Annotated in this window: 13 protein-coding genes; 6 read left to right on the top strand and 7 right to left on the bottom strand. The window is 70.7% G+C overall.

The annotated features are described in order from the left end of the window. Positions 1-2: 2 nt before the first annotated feature. The 5 genes from OG623_RS16640 to OG623_RS16620 all read left to right on the top strand — a co-directional run bounded on the left by OG623_RS16640 (position 3) and on the right by OG623_RS16620 (position 7842). Positions 3-1739, top strand: a complete 1737-nt coding sequence (locus tag OG623_RS16640) for an ATP-binding protein (protein WP_406151859.1) — start codon at positions 3-5, stop codon at positions 1737-1739. 26 nt (positions 1740-1765) lie between these two features. Further along, positions 1766-3070 carry a glycosyltransferase gene (locus OG623_RS16635; RefSeq protein WP_406147355.1) on the top strand — a complete coding sequence of 435 codons (1305 nt, stop codon included), beginning with the start codon at positions 1766-1768 and terminating at the stop codon, positions 3068-3070. Beyond that, positions 3067-5310, top strand: coding sequence for an ArnT family glycosyltransferase (locus tag OG623_RS16630; protein ID WP_406147353.1), 2244 nt, complete (start codon positions 3067-3069; stop codon positions 5308-5310). Before OG623_RS16635 ends, OG623_RS16630 begins: the two co-directional genes overlap by 4 nt. A 183-nt stretch (positions 5311-5493) precedes the next feature. Then, the gene (locus OG623_RS16625; RefSeq protein ID WP_406147352.1) at positions 5494-6999 is read left to right on the top strand and encodes an MFS transporter; all 1506 of its coding nucleotides are present in this window, start codon (positions 5494-5496) and stop codon (positions 6997-6999) included. Between the two features lie 69 nt (positions 7000-7068). Continuing rightward, positions 7069-7842: a TetR/AcrR family transcriptional regulator gene (locus tag OG623_RS16620; protein ID WP_406147351.1), complete on the top strand. Its 774-nt coding sequence runs from the start codon at positions 7069-7071 to the stop codon at positions 7840-7842. A 58-nt stretch (positions 7843-7900) separates the two neighbouring features. On the opposite strand, the gene OG623_RS16615 is transcribed toward OG623_RS16620, so the two are convergent. The 5 genes from OG623_RS16615 to OG623_RS16595 all read right to left on the bottom strand — a co-directional run bounded on the left by OG623_RS16615 (position 7901) and on the right by OG623_RS16595 (position 13432). After that, entirely contained in the window at positions 7901-8866 is a 966-nt protein-coding gene (locus tag OG623_RS16615) for a D-2-hydroxyacid dehydrogenase (protein WP_406147349.1), read from the bottom strand. A 7-nt stretch (positions 8867-8873) separates the two neighbouring features. Next, positions 8874-9344: a PPOX class F420-dependent oxidoreductase gene (locus OG623_RS16610; protein ID WP_406147348.1), complete on the bottom strand. Its 471-nt coding sequence runs from the start codon at positions 9342-9344 to the stop codon at positions 8874-8876. A gap of 39 nt (positions 9345-9383) precedes the next feature. Continuing rightward, on the bottom strand, positions 9384-10199 hold the full coding sequence (locus OG623_RS16605; RefSeq protein ID WP_406147347.1) for a YceI family protein: 816 nt from the start codon (positions 10197-10199) through the stop codon (positions 9384-9386). A gap of 207 nt (positions 10200-10406) precedes the next feature. Then, positions 10407-12896, bottom strand: coding sequence for an MFS transporter (locus OG623_RS16600; protein ID WP_406147346.1), 2490 nt, complete (start codon positions 12894-12896; stop codon positions 10407-10409). A 23-nt stretch (positions 12897-12919) separates the two neighbouring features. Beyond that, positions 12920-13432, bottom strand: a complete 513-nt coding sequence (locus OG623_RS16595) for a MarR family winged helix-turn-helix transcriptional regulator (protein ID WP_406147345.1) — start codon at positions 13430-13432, stop codon at positions 12920-12922. Positions 13433-13759: 327 nt separating this feature from the next. On the opposite strand from OG623_RS16595, the gene OG623_RS16590 reads away from it, so the two are divergent. Continuing rightward, positions 13760-13975, top strand: a complete 216-nt coding sequence (locus OG623_RS16590) for a hypothetical protein (protein WP_362886667.1) — start codon at positions 13760-13762, stop codon at positions 13973-13975. A gap of 193 nt (positions 13976-14168) precedes the next feature. Here the strand turns inward: OG623_RS16590 and OG623_RS16585 are convergent, their stop codons facing one another. Further along, positions 14169-15035 (bottom strand): RNA polymerase sigma factor SigF, encoded by an 867-nt coding sequence (locus tag OG623_RS16585; protein ID WP_362886669.1) that lies wholly within the window; start codon positions 15033-15035, stop codon positions 14169-14171. A gap of 234 nt (positions 15036-15269) precedes the next feature. After that, the gene (locus OG623_RS16580) at positions 15270-16127 is read right to left on the bottom strand and encodes an RNA polymerase sigma factor SigF (RefSeq protein ID WP_362886671.1); all 858 of its coding nucleotides are present in this window, start codon (positions 16125-16127) and stop codon (positions 15270-15272) included. Positions 16128-16182 lie beyond the last annotated feature (55 nt).

The following is a 16182-nucleotide window of genomic DNA, read 5'->3' as shown; positions in this document are numbered from 1 at the left end:
GTATGGGCTCGGGTAGTCGTACGAGCGCGCGTAACCGTGCGCGCACGCGCACGCGCACGCGCACGAGCGCGCGCCGTCCCTGGACTCTGCGTACCCGGCTCGTCGTGTACGCGGTGACGCTCATCGCGGTCGTCGCGGCCGTGATCGGGTCGGTCACCGCGATCGCCTTCCAGAGTTACATGGACGGGAAGCTGGACAGTCAGCTGCACGACATCGCCATGCTGGCCAAGGAGCCTCCGCCGGGCAGCGGCAAGCTCGACCGGGGCGGCCCCGAGGCCAATGCCGAGGATCCGCTGGCCTTCATAGGCAGGGGCACGCTCGACACGTTCGGCGCCGTGGTCTCCGGCGGGTCCGTCACCAGCTCGAAGGTCATCAAGGGCCCGGACGCCAGGCAGAGTGCCGAGGAGCTGACCGGCGCGCAGGCGAACGCTCTCGCAGCCGCCGACGTGGCCCCGGACGGCGAAGCGCATGACGTCGAGCTTCCCGGGCTCGGTGGCTATCGCGTGCAGGTCGTCCCCTCGGGCGACGGCACGTCCGTGCTGGTCGGCATTCCCACGGCCGAGGTGGACAAGGCCGTCAACACCCTCATCGTCGTGGAGGTCTGCGTCACCGGGGCCGGTCTCATCGCCGCCGGAATCGCCGGTGCGGCGATGGTCGGTGTCGCCCTGCGCCCGCTGCGCAGAGTGGCCGCCACCGCGACCCGAGTATCCGAACTCCCGCTGCACAGCGGTGAGGTCGCCCTCCTCGAACGCGTCCCGGAGGCCGAGGCCGATCCTCGTACGGAGGTCGGCCAGGTCGGCGCGGCACTCAACAGGATGCTGGGCCACGTAGGTTCGGCTCTGGAGGCCCGGCAGAAGAGCGAGACGCGGGTACGGCAGTTCGTCGCGGACGCCAGCCACGAGCTGCGCACACCGCTCGCCTCGATCCGCGGGTACGCCGAACTGACACGCAGGGGACGGGAGAACACCGGACCCGACACCCGGCACGCCCTGGGACGGATCGAGTCCGAGGCGGAACGGATGACGGGCATGGTCGAGGACCTGCTCCTCCTGGCACGTCTCGACGCCGGTCGACCCCTCTCGTACGAGAGCACCGACCTCTCGCCGCTCGTCATCGACGCGGTGAGCGATGCGCGCGTCGCGGACCGGGCCCCCGAAGCCACGTCCGGAGTCGCGGACCGGGCCCCCGACGGCACGTCCGGAGCCACCCATCACTGGCGGCTCGAACTGCCCGAGGTGCCCACGACGGTGTCGGCCGACCCGACCAGGATTCAGCAGGTGCTGGTCAACCTGCTCGCCAACGCGCGCACGCACACCCCGCCGGGTACCACGGTCACGGTTCGTCTGCGGCAGGCGCGCAGGGATCTTCCCTGGGTGACCCTGGAGGTCCAGGACAACGGGCCGGGCATTCCGGCCGAGCTCCAGCCACGGGTCTTCGAACGGTTCGCGCGCGGTGACGCCTCGCGCTCCCGGCACGCCGGGTCGACGGGGCTCGGGCTCGCCATCGTGCAGGCCGTCGTCTCCGCCCACGGAGGGCTGGCCGAGGTGCGTTCGGTGCCGGGTGACACCGTGTTCGCGGTCCATCTGCCGGCCGACGCGGTCTACGGAGGAGGGCCGGAGAACCTCTGCGGCACACCAGGTCAACGGCCTCATGACAGGCCCGTGAACCGGGGAAATACACCCGGCGACGCACCCGTGGTGCACTCACAGGCCGACCACAGGCTCAGCACACGGATGTGACAGCGCGGTTGGCGAGTGTCGGTGTCATGCGAACCGACACTCCCTGGAGCACCCTGCCGGCCCGGGACCATCTCCTGGCCACAGCGGTCGGCGCAGCCGGCGCTCCCGTACTCGACATCGTGATCCCCGTGTACAACGAGGAGAAGGACCTCGAAACGTGCGTGCTGCGCCTGCACGACCATCTGGCGCGTACGTTCCCCTACGGCTTCCGGATCACCGTGGCGGACAACGCGAGCACCGACCGCACCCCCCAGGTGGCGGCCCGGCTCGCGGACCTCATCCCCGAGGTGCGTTCGTACCGGCTGGAGGAGAAGGGCCGGGGCCGGGCGCTGCGGACCGTCTGGTCCCACTCGGACTCCCCGGTACTCGCCTACATGGACGTCGACCTCTCGACCGACCTCAACGCCCTGCTGCCGCTGGTCGCCCCGCTGATCTCCGGCCACTCCGACCTGGCCATCGGCTCCCGTCTGGCGCGCAGTTCGCGGGTGGTGAGGGGGTCGAAGCGGGAGTTCATCTCGCGGGCCTACAACCTCATCCTGCGCTCCTCGCTGGCCGCCAGGTTCAGCGACGCCCAGTGCGGCTTCAAGGCCATACGGCGTGAGGTCGCGCAGCGGCTGCTGCCGATGGTCGAGGACACCGGCTGGTTCTTCGACACCGAGATGCTGGTGCTCGCGGAGCGTGCCGGACTGCGCATCCACGAGGTGCCGGTCGACTGGGTCGACGACCCTGACTCGACCGTGCACATCGTGAGGACCGCGACCGACGACCTCAAGGGCGTCTGGCGGGTGGGCCGCGCCCTGGCCACCGGAGCGCTGCCGCTGGACCGGCTGGCCCGGCCCTTCGGCGACGACCCGCGCGACCGGGCGGTGCCCGGGGTGCCGCGCGGACTCGCCAGGCAGCTGGTCGGCTTCTGCGTCGTGGGCGCGCTCTCCACCCTGGCCTATCTCGCCCTGTACTCCCTCTTCCGGCTGGGCGTCGGCCCGCAGTTCGCCAACGCGGCGGCCCTCCTGGTGTCCGCCGTCGCCAACACGGCGGCGAACCGGAGGCTCACCTTCGGCGTACGCGGCCGGGGTAGTGCCGTACGCCACCAGGCGCAGGGCCTCGTGGTCTTCGCGATCGGGCTCGCCCTCACCAGCGGTTCGCTCGCCGCCCTTGACACGGCCTCCGGATCGGCGTCGCACGGCACGGAACTCGCCGTGCTGATCGCCGCCAACCTCGCGGCAACGGTGCTGCGGTTTCTGCTCTTCCGTGCCTGGGTCTTCCCCGACCGGCGCACCGACCCCGAGGACGCCCGTAAGGGTGCCGCACACGAACTGAGGAACGTCCGATGACCGCCGCCGCCACCCACTCCGACCATCTGCCGGCCGCGTCCGGCACCCCAGGTGCGCCCGCGCACGCCGCGGGCGGGCGGGATCCGCTGTCGCGGCGCATCGTCAGGGGCAGGCCCGAGGACCCGCGCTGGGCGAGGCCCGCGTTCCTCGGACTGCTGCTGGTCGTCGCGCTCGCGTACCTGTGGAATCTGAGCGCGTCCGGTTACGCCAACTCCTTCTACTCCGCGGCCGTCCAGGCCGGCAGCCAGAGCTGGAAGGCCTTCTTCTTCGGCTCGCTGGACGCCGCGAACGCGATCACCGTCGACAAGCCGCCGGCCACGCTCTGGCCGATGGCCCTGTCGGTGCGGATCTTCGGCCTGAACTCCTGGGCGGTCCTCGCACCCCAGGTGCTGATGGGCGTCGCCACGGCCGGTGTCCTCTACGCCGCCGTACGCCGCCGCTTCAGCGCAGGCGCAGGGCTGATCACGATGGCGGTCTTCGCGCTGACCCCGGTCGCCGCGCTGATGTTCCGCTTCAACAACCCGGACGCGCTGCTCGCGCTCCTGATGACCGTCACCGTCTACTGCGTGCTGCGCGCGATCGAGGGCGGCCGGACGAAGTGGCTGGTCTGGGCAGGCGTCGCGGTGGGTCTCGCGTTCCTGTCGAAGACCCTGCAGGCGTTCCTGATCCTGCCGCCGCTGGCCGTGCTGTACGCGGTGTTCGCGCCGGTGTCCGTGCGCAAGCGGTTCGGCCAGCTCGGTCTTTCGGCGCTGGCCATGGTCGTGGCCGGCGGCTGGTGGGTGGCGATCGTCGAACTGTGGCCCGCCTCGTCGCGCCCGTACATCGGCGGTTCGCAGAACAACTCCTTCCTGGAGCTGACCTTCGGCTACAACGGGCTCGGCCGGATCAACGGCGAGGAGACCGGCAGCGTCGGAGGTGGCGGCGGTGGCGGTGGTGGCCAGGGCGGCGGCTGGGGTGAGACCGGCCTCGGCCGGATGTTCAACTCCGAGATCGGCAGCCAGATCTCGTGGCTGCTGCCCGCCGCGCTGATCCTGCTGGTCGCGGGCGTCTGGCTGACCTGGCGGGCCAAGCGGACCGACACGGCCCGTGCGGCGTTCCTCGCCTGGGGCGGGTCGCTGCTGATGACGGCTCTGGTCTTCAGCTTCATGGCCGGGATCTTCCACCAGTACTACACGGTGGCCCTGGCGCCCTACATCGCGGCGCTGGTCGGTATGGGAGCCACGGTCCTCTGGGAGGAACGGGCCAAGTGGTGGGCGGGCAGCGCGCTCGGTGTGACCGTCGCGGCGACGGCCGTCTGGTCGTACGTCCTGCTCGGGCGCACGCCCGACTACGTCCCGTGGCTGCGCTGGGCCGTCCTGATCGGCGGCCTGGTGGGCGCTGTGGGGCTGCTGCTCGCGGCACGGCTGGGCCGGCCGCTCGCGCTGGGCGCGGCGGGCCTGGGCCTCGCGGCATCGCTGGCCGGTCCGACGGCGTACACGATCAGCACGCTGAACACCGGGCACCAGGGCTCGATCGTCACCGCCGGTCCTTCGGGCGCGAGCATGGGCGGTCCCGGTGGTGCCCCGGGCGGTGGCCCCGGCGGTGGCGGTGACGGCGGCGGTCCTGGCGGCGGCGGGATGCAGCCTCCCGGCCAGGGCACACAGCAGGGCGGCGGCCAGGCGCCCGGCAACGCGCAGGGCGGCGGCTTCCCCGGCGGGGGCACCCCGGGCCAGGGCACGGGCGCGGGTCAGAGCCAGGGTGGTCAGGGCACGGGCCAGGCCGCCGGCGGCCAGCAGGGCGGCATGCCCGGTGGCGGCACCGGCGAAGGCGGCATGGGCGGCGGCGGTGGCGGCGGTATGGGCGGTCTGCTCGACGGCGCCTCCGTGGACTCCGAGGCGAAGACGCTGCTGAAGCAGAACGCCGACGCCTACACCTGGAGCGCCGCGGCCATCGGCTCGCAGAACGCCGCGAGCTACCAACTCGCCACCGGCGACCCGGTGATGGCGATCGGTGGCTTCAACGGCAGCGACCCGTCCCCGACGCTCGCCCAGTTCAAGAAGTACGTGGAGGACGGAAAGATCCACTACTTCATCTCGGGCGGCATGGGCGGCGGCGGGATGGGCGGCGAAGGCGTGGGCGGCGGGGGCATGGGCGGCGACGAAGGCACCTCGTCCCAGATCTCGGCGTGGGTGGAGGACAACTTCAAGGAGGTCACCGTGGGCAGCGCGACCTTCTACGACCTGACCCAGCCGACGACCTGACCCAGCCGACGACCTGACCCAGCCGACGACCTGAACGCAGCCGAACCGAGCCGACCCCGGCCGACAGGCTGAAAGCGGCGCGGCGGGACCCGAGGGCGGTGTTGTACGGCGTACAGGAGATGCCTTACGGTGTATAGCAACCTCTCCCGTACACCGTACAAGTGCCCGGAATCAGGAGTCCCCATGACGGCGACCGCCCCCGAGCGACGCGACGACCTCGTCCCCCGTAGCGCCCATGCGCGGCGCTGGATGATCCTCGGAGTCATCTGCCTCGCCCAGCTCACCGTGCTGCTCGACAACACCGTCCTGAACGTCGCGATCCCCTCCCTCACCGCGGATCTGCACGCCTCCACCGCCGATGTGCAGTGGATGATCAACGCCTACTCGCTCGTCCAGTCGGGACTCCTGCTCACCGCGGGAAGCTCCGCCGACCGCTACGGCCGTAAGAAGATGCTGGTCGCCGGTCTCGCGCTGTTCGGCGTCGGCTCGCTGGCCGCGGGGCTCGCGCAGTCCTCGGGACAGCTGATCGCCGCCCGCGCGGGGATGGGGGTCGGAGGCGCGCTGCTGATGACGACCACGCTCGCCGTTGTCGTGCAGATCTTCGACGAGACCGAGCGCGTCAAGGCGATCGGCATCTGGTCCACCGTCAGTTCCCTCGGGTTCGCGGCCGGTCCGCTGATCGGCGGGGCGATGCTCGACCACTTCTGGTGGGGTGCGATCTTCCTGATCAACATCCCCGTGGCGGCCATCGGCCTGATCGCGGTCGTACGGCTCGTCCCGGAGTCCAGGAATTCGGACGGTGCACGCCCCGACCTGGTCGGTGCGCTGCTCTCCACCCTCGGCATGGCGTCCGTCGTGTACGCGATCATCTCCGGCCCCGAACACGGCTGGGGCTCAGGCCCGGTTCTGCTGTCCGCCTTCGCCGGAGCCGCCGTATTCACCGGCTTCGTCCTGTGGGAACTCCATGTCCCGAACCCGATGCTGGACATGCGCTTCTTCCGCGACCAGAGGTTCACCGGAGCCGTCGCGGGCGCGATCCTGGTCGCGTTCGGGATGACGGGTTCGCTCTTCCTGCTCACCCAGCACCTGCAGTTCGTGCTCGGCTACGAGCCGCTCGACGCGGGGCTGCGCACGGCTCCGCTCGCCCTCACCGTCGTCGCGCTCAACCTCACGGGGCTCGGCGCCCGCCTCGTGCGGAAGTTGGGGACGCCCGTGGTCATCGCCACCGGGATGAGCCTGCTGGCCGCCGGGCTCGTGGCGATCGCGCTGCTCGGCGGGCGGGGTTACGACGGCATGCTGTTCGGCCTGGTCGTCATGGGCGCGGGGGTCGCCATCGCCATGCCCGCGATGGCCAACGCGATCATGAGTGCCATCCCGCCGGAGAAGGCCGGCGTCGGCGCCGGAGTCAACGGCACGCTCGCCGAGTTCGGCAACGGCCTCGGGGTCGCCGTGCTCGGAGCTGTCCTGAACTCCCGGTTCGCCGCGCTCGTACCGGGGGTGGCCGGGGCCGCGTCCCTGCCCGCCGCGCTCGCGGCAGCCGGCGGGGCGGCGGAGCGTGAGCGTGCCACGGACGCCTTCGCCTCGGGCCTGGAGACGAGCCAACTGGTCGGCGCGGCAGCGGTTCTGGCCGGTGGACTGCTGGCCGCGGTCCTCCTGAGGCGTGCGGAGCGGACCGGGAAGGGCAGGTGACAGGCATAGCATCGGACAGGGGCACCGCCCGTACGCAGGAGTGCCACCGCAAGACAAGGAGTGTGCGCCATGGGGTCCGCGGCAGACCGTGCGAAGAAGCCTTCCCGGGTCAGTGTGTGGCTGGAGCGGCGGACACCGACGCGCACCCGCAGGACGGATCAGCCGGCCGGCCTCGACGTGCAGAGGATCACCGCGGCGAGTGTCCGGCTGCTGGACGCCGACGGCCTCGCGAAGTTCTCCATGCGACGCCTCGCCGCCGAGCTCGACGTCACGGCGATGTCCCTGTACTGGTACGTCGACACCAAGGACGACCTGCTGGAACTCGCTCTCGACACCGTCTTCGGCGAGATCCCGGCCACGCCGGAGGACGCCGACTGGCACGACCGGCTGCGTGAACTGGCCACCAGCTACCGGAAGATGTTCGTCCGTCACCCCTGGGTGTCGGCCCTCATCGGCAGCTTCCTGAACATCGGTCCGCACGCGATGCTGTTCTCGTACGCCGTCCAGGACGTCATCCGGGTCACCGGGCTGCCCCTCGAACGGCGGACGGGCGCGATGGCGGCCGTCTTCCAGTTCGTCTACGGATTCGGCACCACCGAGGGGCACTTCGTGCAGCGCACGGCACAGGCCGGGCTCACCCAGGACGAGTACGTCGAGCGGGCGATGGGCATGATCCGCGCGGATCCCGATGCGCACCGGGCCATGCGGCCGTCGGAGGAGCTGATGGACGCGCGCGGCGGGGCGACGGTGGAGGAGATGCGCGACCGGGACTTCACGTTCGCGCTCGACCTCCTGATCGCGGGCATCGAGGCGACCTGCGCACGCGAGGCACGCAGCGCGTGAGCGGCGTACGGGCGCGTAGGCGGATTGCCCCCCGTCCCCGTCCCCGTCCCTCGTCCGCTCAGTAGCCGCGTCGGGTGTCCACGGCGAGCGCGGGCGTACGCCCCTCGGCGACCGCCTCCCAGCAGGCCGCGAAGTCGGTGACGACATCCTCGTCGGCCGTGATGCCGGCCGAGTGCGACGTGATCACGGTCCGCGGCAGCCGCCAGGCGCGGTCGCCCGGACCCGCGGGCTCGTCGGGCAGCACGTCGAGTACGGCGCGGCGGACCGCCCCGCTGTGCAGCGCGGCCTCCAGGGTCGGCATGTCCACGGTCGCGCCCCGGCCCACGTTGACGAATCCGGCGCCCCGCATCGCGGAGAACCTGGCCTCGTCGAAGAACCGCTCCGTGGCGTCGGTCAGGGGCAGGGTGGACACCACCCACCGGGCCTGCGCCAGCGCCGTCGTCTCCTCCCCGGTGCCGGCCAGGACCACCCGCTCGAAGCCGACGGGCACGTCGCGAGGGGTGCGGCTCACGCCGACCGTACGCACCGAACAGGCCCGCAGCAGTTGGGCGACAGCGGAGCCGATGCGGCCCGTGCCGTGGATGACGGCGGTCTGTCCGGCGATGAGTCCGGACGGCAGGCGGCGCCACTCGGACCTGGAGTGCTGTGCGGTGTGCTCCGGGACGGACTGGCACTCGGCGAGCATCCAGGCCAGCGTGTACTGGGCGATCCGTTCGCCCATCCGTCCCACGGTCCGTGTCAGCAGGGCCCCTTCGGGCCAGGGCCCGGCGGCGAGCAGGGCGTCCGTACCCGCGCTGACGCTGTGGAACCACAACAGGTCCGGGGTCCGCAGCGCTTCGGGCAGCAGGTCCCCGACGTACACGACGGGCCCGTCGTACCCGACGGGCCCGTCGGGCGCGGTGGCGGGCGAAGGGCCCGCCGGACGCCCGGTGATCCGTTCCAGCTCGTGGATCACTTCGGGGGCCACCGACGGGGAGGTCAGTAGCCGGGCGCGCGCGAGCGGGCCCGGGTGGAGAGGTGACATCGGTGGGTCAACTGCCCTCGGCCAGACGGGCGGGGAAGCCACCGGTGGCGATCGGGCTCCAGCGCTCCGGGGTGACCCGGATGATGGACTTCCCCTGCTTGAGCATCGCCGCCCGGTACTCGTCCCAGTCCGGGTGCTCCCCGGAGATGTTGCGGAAGTACTCGACGAGGGGCTCGACCGAATCCGGTGCGTCGATCACCTCGGCCGACCCGTCGATCTGGACCCAGGGGCCGTTCCACTCGTCCGAGAGGACGATCAGGCTCACCCGCTCGTCCCGCTTGGCGTTACGGGTCTTGGCCCGTTCGGGGTAGGTCGAGACCACGATCCGCCCGAGGTCGTCGACGCCGCAGGTGAGGGGGGAGCCCTGGGGGCGGCCGTCGGCCCGGGTGGTCAGCAGGATCGCCCGGTGCCTCGGCCGCACGAAGTCCAGCAGCTCTGCGAGTTCCACGGCGGTGTTGGTCGCGATGTTGGGTGCCATACCGCCAACCCTAGGACCCCTCCGGCCCCTCGGCTCGTCCTATCCCTGGACGGATTCGCCCTGGACCGCCTGGATGTCGAGTTCCACGCGCAGGGTCGTGCCGATCGCGGAGATGCCCGCCTGGAGCACCTGGTTGTAGTTCATGGCGAAGTCGTCGCGGCGCAGCTCCGCCGTGGCGTGGAAGGCCGCCCGCACTCCGCCCCACGGGTCGGGTCCCGTGCCCAGGTAGCTGAGGTCGAGGTCCACGTCGCGCGCGATGCCGTGCATCGTGAGCACGCCGTGCACCGTCCAGCGGTCGGGCCCGGCCGGGGTCAGGCCGTGGGAGCTGTAGGTGAGCTCGGGGTACGTCTCCACGTCCAGGAAGTCCGCCGAGCACAGGTGCTTGTCCCGCGTGCCGTTGCCCGTGTCGATGCTGGAGGAGGCGATGAAGGCCTCCACCCGTGAGTTGTGGACGTCCTCGGCGATCTCGATACGGCCGCCGAATTCCGTGAACCGGCCGTGCACGCTGGAGATCCCCAGGTGCTGGGCGACCGCGGCCACCGATGAGTGCACCGGGTCGAGCGACCAGGTTCCCGGAGGAGGCAGTTCCACGCCGCCCTGCCGGGCCAGCACCACGGTCCCGGCCTCGACCCGTCCGCTGGCCGTGACGAGCGCGGTGGACGCGGCGGGGGCGTAACCCACCGCCGTGACGATCACCGTGTACGCGCCGGCCGGCAGGAGATCGTCGGTGCGGACGGCCCCGTCCTCGTCGGCGGAGGCCCGGAGCACCTGGGTGCCCGTCATGTCGGTCACCGTCACGACGGCGTGCTGGACCGCCCAGCCGTCTCGCGTACGTACCTGTGCGCGCAGTCCCATCCCGTGTTCTCTCCTTGCTCAAATCACTCGTGAAGCAGCGACTCAGACCGACCGGGCGGTCTTCATAAGCCGGGCCCCAGGGCGGGATCAGCAGGCCGTCCCCTGCCTGCCGTTCCCACCCCGGGGCCCATTTCCACCGGTGGCACGGCGTCTCCGCTCGAAGCGCCGCGCCACCGGAGGTCTTTGCGTGGACCTTACGGCCCGGTCCTACTCGCCCGGGTGGGCGAGCTCGATGTCGTGACCGTCGACTCCGGCGCCGTTCACGCTCAGCGAGCCGGCCACCGGCGGGTAGCCGGTCGCGATCACGGAGTACTCACCGGCGTCCAGGTCGGGGAAGGCGTACACACCGTCCTCGCCGGTCGTCGATGTGGCAACCACGTTTCCGGCCGCGTCGATCAGGGTGACCCGGGCGTCGTTCAGCGGTGTCCGGCCGGAGCCGGCCCTGACGACACCCCGCACCTGCGCACCGGCCCGCAGGGCCACGTCGGCGCGGGTGACACCCTGGCCGCCGACCTCCACCGGCAGGGCCAGCGGACGGAAGCCCGCGGCGGTGACGGCGACGGTCACCGAGCCGGGGATCAGCTCACCGAAGGTGAACTCACCCGAGTCGCTCGACACGCCCGTGGCCAGTACGTCGCCGCGCACATCGGTCACGACGACCATGGCGCCCCGGACCGGGGTGCCCTCGTCGGCGGTACGCACCGTCCCGGTGAGTCCGCTCGTACCGGCCAGCAGGATGTCGAAGGCCAGCGGCTCGTCGCCGACGACCACCGTGGACGCCTGCGGCTGGAAACCGTCGGCGGAGGCGATCAGGACGTAGCTGCCGGAGCCCGGAGCGTCCAGTACGTAGCCGCCGTCGGCCCGGGCGACGGAGCGCCCCAGCTGCCGGCCGCCCAGCGAGATCAGTGTGACGGCGGCCTGGGCGACGGGTGCGCCCTCGGCGCCCCGGACCACACCGCGTACGGGTGTTCCCTGAATGGTCAGTTCCGTGGTGGCGGTGGTCTGCTCCAGGGTGTCGGCCGGGGCGACCCCGGCGACTCCCTCGGCGATCGGGGCGGCGCCGACGGTGGCCTCGACGGACTCCGTCGCGGGGGCGACCTCGTCGGACGTGGTGTCGTTGCCCGCCCTGGTCTTCAGGGCGACCTCCTTGATGAAGATCGTCAGGAAGAAGGCGACCAGCGCGGCAGGGGCGGCGAACAGGAAGACGTCGGCGACACCGTGCCCGTAGGCGGACTCGACGACCGTGCGGAACGGACCGGGGAGCGTGTCCAGGTCGGGGATGCCCCCGCCGGCCGTGGCGTTCGCCGCCGCTCCGTCGGCGCCGAGGCCGGCTACGCCGTCCTTCACGTAGTGGGTGACGCGGTTGCCCAGGACGGCACCCAGCGCGGAGACGCCGATGGCACCACCGAGGGAACGGAAGAACGTCACGACGGAGCTGGCCGAACCCAGGTCGGAGGGTGCCACCTGGTTCTGTGTGGCGAGCACCAGGTTCTGCATCATCATGCCGACGCCGAGGCCCATCACGAACATGAAGACCGCGATCTGCCAGTAGTCCGTGTCGTACCGGATGGTGCCGAGCAGCCCGAGACCGGCGGTGAGCAGGAAGCCACCGCTGACCAGCCAGGCCTTCCAGCGGCCCGTCCTGGTGATGACCTGGCCCGAGACGGTCGAGGACAGGAAGAGTCCGGCGATCATCGGGATCGTCATGACGCCGGACATCGTCGGCGACTTGCCCCGCGCCAGCTGGAAGTACTGGCTGAAGAAGACGGTTCCGGCGAACATCCCGATACCGACGAACAGCGAGGCCGCGGAGGCCAGCGTGATGGTGCGGTTACGGAAGAGGCGCAGCGGGATGATCGGCTCGCGTGCCTTGGACTCCACGACCAGGAACAGTGCGATGAGCACGGCGGTGCCGCCCAGCATCGTCCAGGTCTGCCAGGAGATCCAGTCGTACTTGTCGCCCGCGAAGGTCACCCAGAGCAGCAGCAGCGAGACCGCGGCGCTGATGAAGAACGCGCCGAACCAGTCGATCTTGACGCCCTCGCGCTTGACCACGGGGAGCTTCAGGGTCTTCTGGAGGACGATCAGAGCGATGACCGCGAACGGCACACCCACGTAGAAGCACCAGCGCCAGCCCATCCAGCTGGTGTCGGTGATGACACCGCCGAGGAGCGGACCGCCCACGGTGGCGACGGCGAAGACCGCGCCGAGGTAGCCGCTGTAGCGACCGCGCTCGCGCGGGGCGATCATCGCGGCCATCACGATCTGGGCGAGGGCGGAGAGACCGCCGACGCCTATGCCCTGCACCACACGGCAGGTGATGAGCATGCCACTGCTGGTCGAGAGACCGGCGACTATGGAACCGCCCACGTAGATGAGCAGCGCGATCTGGACCAGGAGCTTCTTGCTGAACAGGTCCGCGAGCTTGCCCCACAGCGGGGTGGTGGCGGTCATGGCCAGCAGCGAGGACGTCACGACCCAGGTGTAGGCGCTCTGTCCGCCGCCCAGGTCCGAGATGATCTGCGGCAGCGCGTTGGAGACGACCGTCGACGACAGGATCGCGACGAACATGCCGAGCAGCAGCCCGGTCAGTGCTTCCATGATCTGCCGGTGTGTCATCGGCGTGCCTGCGGGGGCTTCGGGAGCCCCGTGCTTGGCGTGGCCGCCCCGCACACCGGATGGTGTGGTCGTAGCCATTGAATTCCTTCTCTTTGCTTCTGTTACACGGGTGTACGGGTGTGTGCGTCGTCGGAGTGCCCGGCGCGGCAGTCGCCGCTGTGCCTTCCCGGGGCACACCCTCCGGGGCCGCGGCAGGAGAAGCTGTCGCGCAGCCGGGACAACAACGTGTTGAGCTGACCGACGTCGTCGTCGGACCAGTCGACCAGGTGGTCGGCGAACATCTCGGTCGTCCGCCGGCTCAGCTCATCGATCAGTTCGTTGCCCGCGGGGGTCAGCCGCAGGATGCGGGACCGCTTGTCCGCGGGGTCAGGAGACCGTTCCACCCAGCCGCTGTCCACCGCGTGGGTGACATGACGGCTGGTCACCGACATGTTGACGGACAGGAGTTCGGCAAGGCGGGAGATCCGCATCTCGCCGTACTTGCCCAGCAGCGTCAGCACGGTGGCCGAGCCACCGGGACACTCGGCGGGCAGGATGCGGCTGAGGCCCCGTTTGACGGCACCGACGGCGCTGAGCTGCCGGGCCAGTTCTTCGTACTGGCTCCGTGCTGCCACTGACCCTCCAGACGTCTCGCGAGGTCATCTTGTTGCTTAGGGCAACGATAGAAGCGGTTGGTTGCCGCAGGCAAACGAAATGGGCCTTGCAGAAGTAAAGGAAGGCAAAAGCCCACGTAGGGGCACGGTCAAGCCCGCAGCGCAGAGGGGGTGGGGTGCGCCGGATGTGTTCCTCGCCACAGCCCTCCATGAGGTCAGGGGGCGTGTGGAGGGGGCGCGGAGCGCTCCGGCGAACGGGTGAAGAGGAGGTGGACACGAGGGAAGGGCATCGGCCCCTGTGGCCCCGGGGGTTGGGTGGAACGCCTGGGTTCGCTAGGGTCCTGGGCCATGGCACACAACCCGCACGCCCCGCAGCCGGGCCCCGAGGGCACTCACGACCCGGCGGGCAGCACGCAGATGTTCCGCGCGTTCGTCGACGACGGCGAGCCGCAGGGCAGGCAGCAGCCCGCAGCGACCACGTCCGGCTCGAAGACCGGGGTGATCGTGGCCGTCGTCGCGGTCATCGTCGTCCTCGGCGCGGTCGCCTGGCTCGCACTCGGCTGACCGCCGCCCGTCCCCTTCCGCACCAGCTTCCGCTCCCGCACCGGCCTCCGGTGCGGGAGCGTCTGCGTCGGTGCTCTGTGCGGGGCCGCCCTGGACGCGGCGAAGCCGCCGGGGCGGCGCTGCGTGGTGCCCCGGCGGCCTCGTGAGCCGTTGCGTACGGACCTTCCGGGGCGATGGGTGACCCCGGCGCGGGTCAGTCGGCGATGAGCCCCTCCCTGAGCTGGGTGAGCGTCCTGGTCAGCAGCCGGGAGACGTGCATCTGCGAGATGCCGACCTCCTCGCCGATCTGCGACTGCGTCATGTTGGCGAAGAAGCGCAGCATGATGATCTGGCGCTCACGCGGGGCGAGCTTGGCCAGCAGCGGCTTCAGGGACTCGCGGTACTCGACGCCTTCCAGCGCCGCGTCCTCGTACCCCAGGCGGTCCGCCAGCGAGCCCTCGCCGCCGTCGTCCTCGGGGGACGGTGAGTCCAGGGAGGAGGCCGTGTAGGCGTTGCCCACGGCCAGGCCGTCGACCACGTCCTCCTCGGAGACCCCGAGCGCCTTGGCCAGCTCGGGCACCGTCGGCGAGCGGTCCAGCTTCTGGGCGAGCTCGTCGCTGGTCTTGGTGAGGGCGAGCCGCAGCTCCTGGAGCCGGCGCGGCACCCGCACCGACCACGAGGTGTCGCGGAAGAAGCGCTTGATCTCCCCCACGACGGTCGGCATCGCGAACGTGGGGAATTCCACGCCCCGTTCGCAGTCGAAGCGGTCGATCGCCTTGATCAGGCCGATCGTCCCCACCTGGACGATGTCCTCCATGGGTTCGTTACGGCTCCGGAACCGTGCCGCCGCGTACCGCACCAGCGGGAGGTTGAGCTCGATCAGTGTGTCCCGCACATAGGCCCGCTCAGGGCTGTCCGTTCCGTCGGGGCCCGGTGCGGGGCCCAGTGCGGCGAGCCGCAGGAACAGGGAGCGGGACAGCGTGCGGGTGTCGATGGCTTCCGGCGAGCTGGTGAGCACGGCAGGTGCCGGCACGCTCTTGGTGAGCGTGAGCACCTTCGAGCTGCCCTGTTCTGTGGACATGCCACCCCCTTGAGGTCGCGGACGGTCGCGGTGGCCACGACCATCGGAGGAACGCAGCCCCCACCTGAATACCGGAGGTGGGGCTGCGGCAAACGCGGTTCCAGCAGAATGTCACATGTCGGCAACACGCTGTAGTGACTTGTCGACAAGTCAGCGCCGGAACCGCGCAGGAAACAGGGGGTGTGCGGCTTTTACGCCCCGGGATCCTGTCTCCTCGGGGTCTACCCGTTCCGGTTACGCTTCGATCCTGTTTGCGGATCGCAGTCGGGCGAAACTTCTGGCCAGAAGCCTTGACACATGCATCTGGGAGACGCCCAGTTCGGCGCTGATCTGTGACTGCGTCAGATTGTTGTAGTAGCGCAGGAGCAGGATCCGCTGTTCGCGCTCGGGCAGCTGGACGAGCAGGTGCCGGACCAGGTCACGGTGTTCGACCCCGGCCAGCGCCGGGTCCTCGTAGCCGAGGCGGTCCAGGAGTCCGGGCAGCCCGTCACCCTCCTGCGCCGCCTCCAGCGAGGTCGCGTGGTACGACCGGCCCGCCTCGATGCAGGCGAGCACCTCGTCCTCGGAGATCTTCAGACGCTCGGCGATCTCGGCGGTGGTCGGTGAGCGGCCGTGAGCGGTCGTCAGGTCCTCCGTGGCACCGGTGACCTGGACCCAGAGCTCGTGCAGCCGCCGCGGGACGTGCACGGTCCGTACGTTGTCGCGGAAGTAGCGCTTGATCTCGCCGACCACGGTGGGCATGGCGAACGTGGGGAACTGGACGCCGCGTTCCGGGTCGAAGCGGTCGATGGCGTTGATCAGGCCGATGGTGCCGACCTGGACCACGTCCTCCATCGGCTCGTTGCGGCTGCGGAAGCGGGCCGCGGCGTACCGCACGAGCGGCAGGTTCGCCTCGATCAGCGCGGCGCGCACCCTGTGGTGCTCCGGGGTGCCGGCTTCGAGGTCCTTGAGCCTCCCGAAGAGCACCTGGGTCAGCGCTCTGGTGTCCGCGCCCCGGGTTCTGGCCGGGGTGGTGGGGTCGGGCGTCTCGGTCTGGATGTCGTCCGTCTGGACGTTCTGGGGCGGGACTTGAGGCGCTGTACTGGCCGGCACGGTGTCGCCACCCCTTTGCGGTCAACTACGGTCAACTCATCCGTCAAAAGCGGTC

The sequence above is a fragment of the Streptomyces sp. NBC_01012 genome (genome assembly GCF_045162755.1).
Lineage (GTDB): Bacteria > Actinomycetota > Actinomycetes > Streptomycetales > Streptomycetaceae > Streptomyces.
The sequence above is the reverse complement of the archived record's forward strand: the minus strand, read 5'-3'. Positions and strand labels throughout refer to the sequence as shown.

Bases quoted from the DNA above. Each gene is read 5' to 3' on its own strand.
- OG623_RS16635 (WP_406147355.1), top strand. From the start codon at position 1,766: ATGCGAACCGACACTCCCTGGAGCACCCTGCCGGCCCGGGACCATCTC.
- OG623_RS16590 (WP_362886667.1), top strand. From the start codon at position 13,760: ATGGCACACAACCCGCACGCCCCGCAGCCGGGCCCCGAGGGCACTCAC.
- OG623_RS16625 (WP_406147352.1), top strand. From the start codon at position 5,494: ATGACGGCGACCGCCCCCGAGCGACGCGACGACCTCGTCCCCCGTAGC.
- OG623_RS16640 (WP_406151859.1), top strand. From the start codon at position 3: ATGGGCTCGGGTAGTCGTACGAGCGCGCGTAACCGTGCGCGCACGCGC.
- OG623_RS16585 (WP_362886669.1), bottom strand. From the start codon at position 15,035: ATGTCCACAGAACAGGGCAGCTCGAAGGTGCTCACGCTCACCAAGAGC.
- OG623_RS16605 (WP_406147347.1), bottom strand. From the start codon at position 10,199: ATGGGACTGCGCGCACAGGTACGTACGCGAGACGGCTGGGCGGTCCAG.
- OG623_RS16620 (WP_406147351.1), top strand. From the start codon at position 7,069: ATGGGGTCCGCGGCAGACCGTGCGAAGAAGCCTTCCCGGGTCAGTGTG.
- OG623_RS16610 (WP_406147348.1), bottom strand. From the start codon at position 9,344: ATGGCACCCAACATCGCGACCAACACCGCCGTGGAACTCGCAGAGCTG.
- OG623_RS16615 (WP_406147349.1), bottom strand. From the start codon at position 8,866: ATGTCACCTCTCCACCCGGGCCCGCTCGCGCGCGCCCGGCTACTGACC.
- OG623_RS16630 (WP_406147353.1), top strand. From the start codon at position 3,067: ATGACCGCCGCCGCCACCCACTCCGACCATCTGCCGGCCGCGTCCGGC.
- OG623_RS16600 (WP_406147346.1), bottom strand. From the start codon at position 12,896: ATGGCTACGACCACACCATCCGGTGTGCGGGGCGGCCACGCCAAGCAC.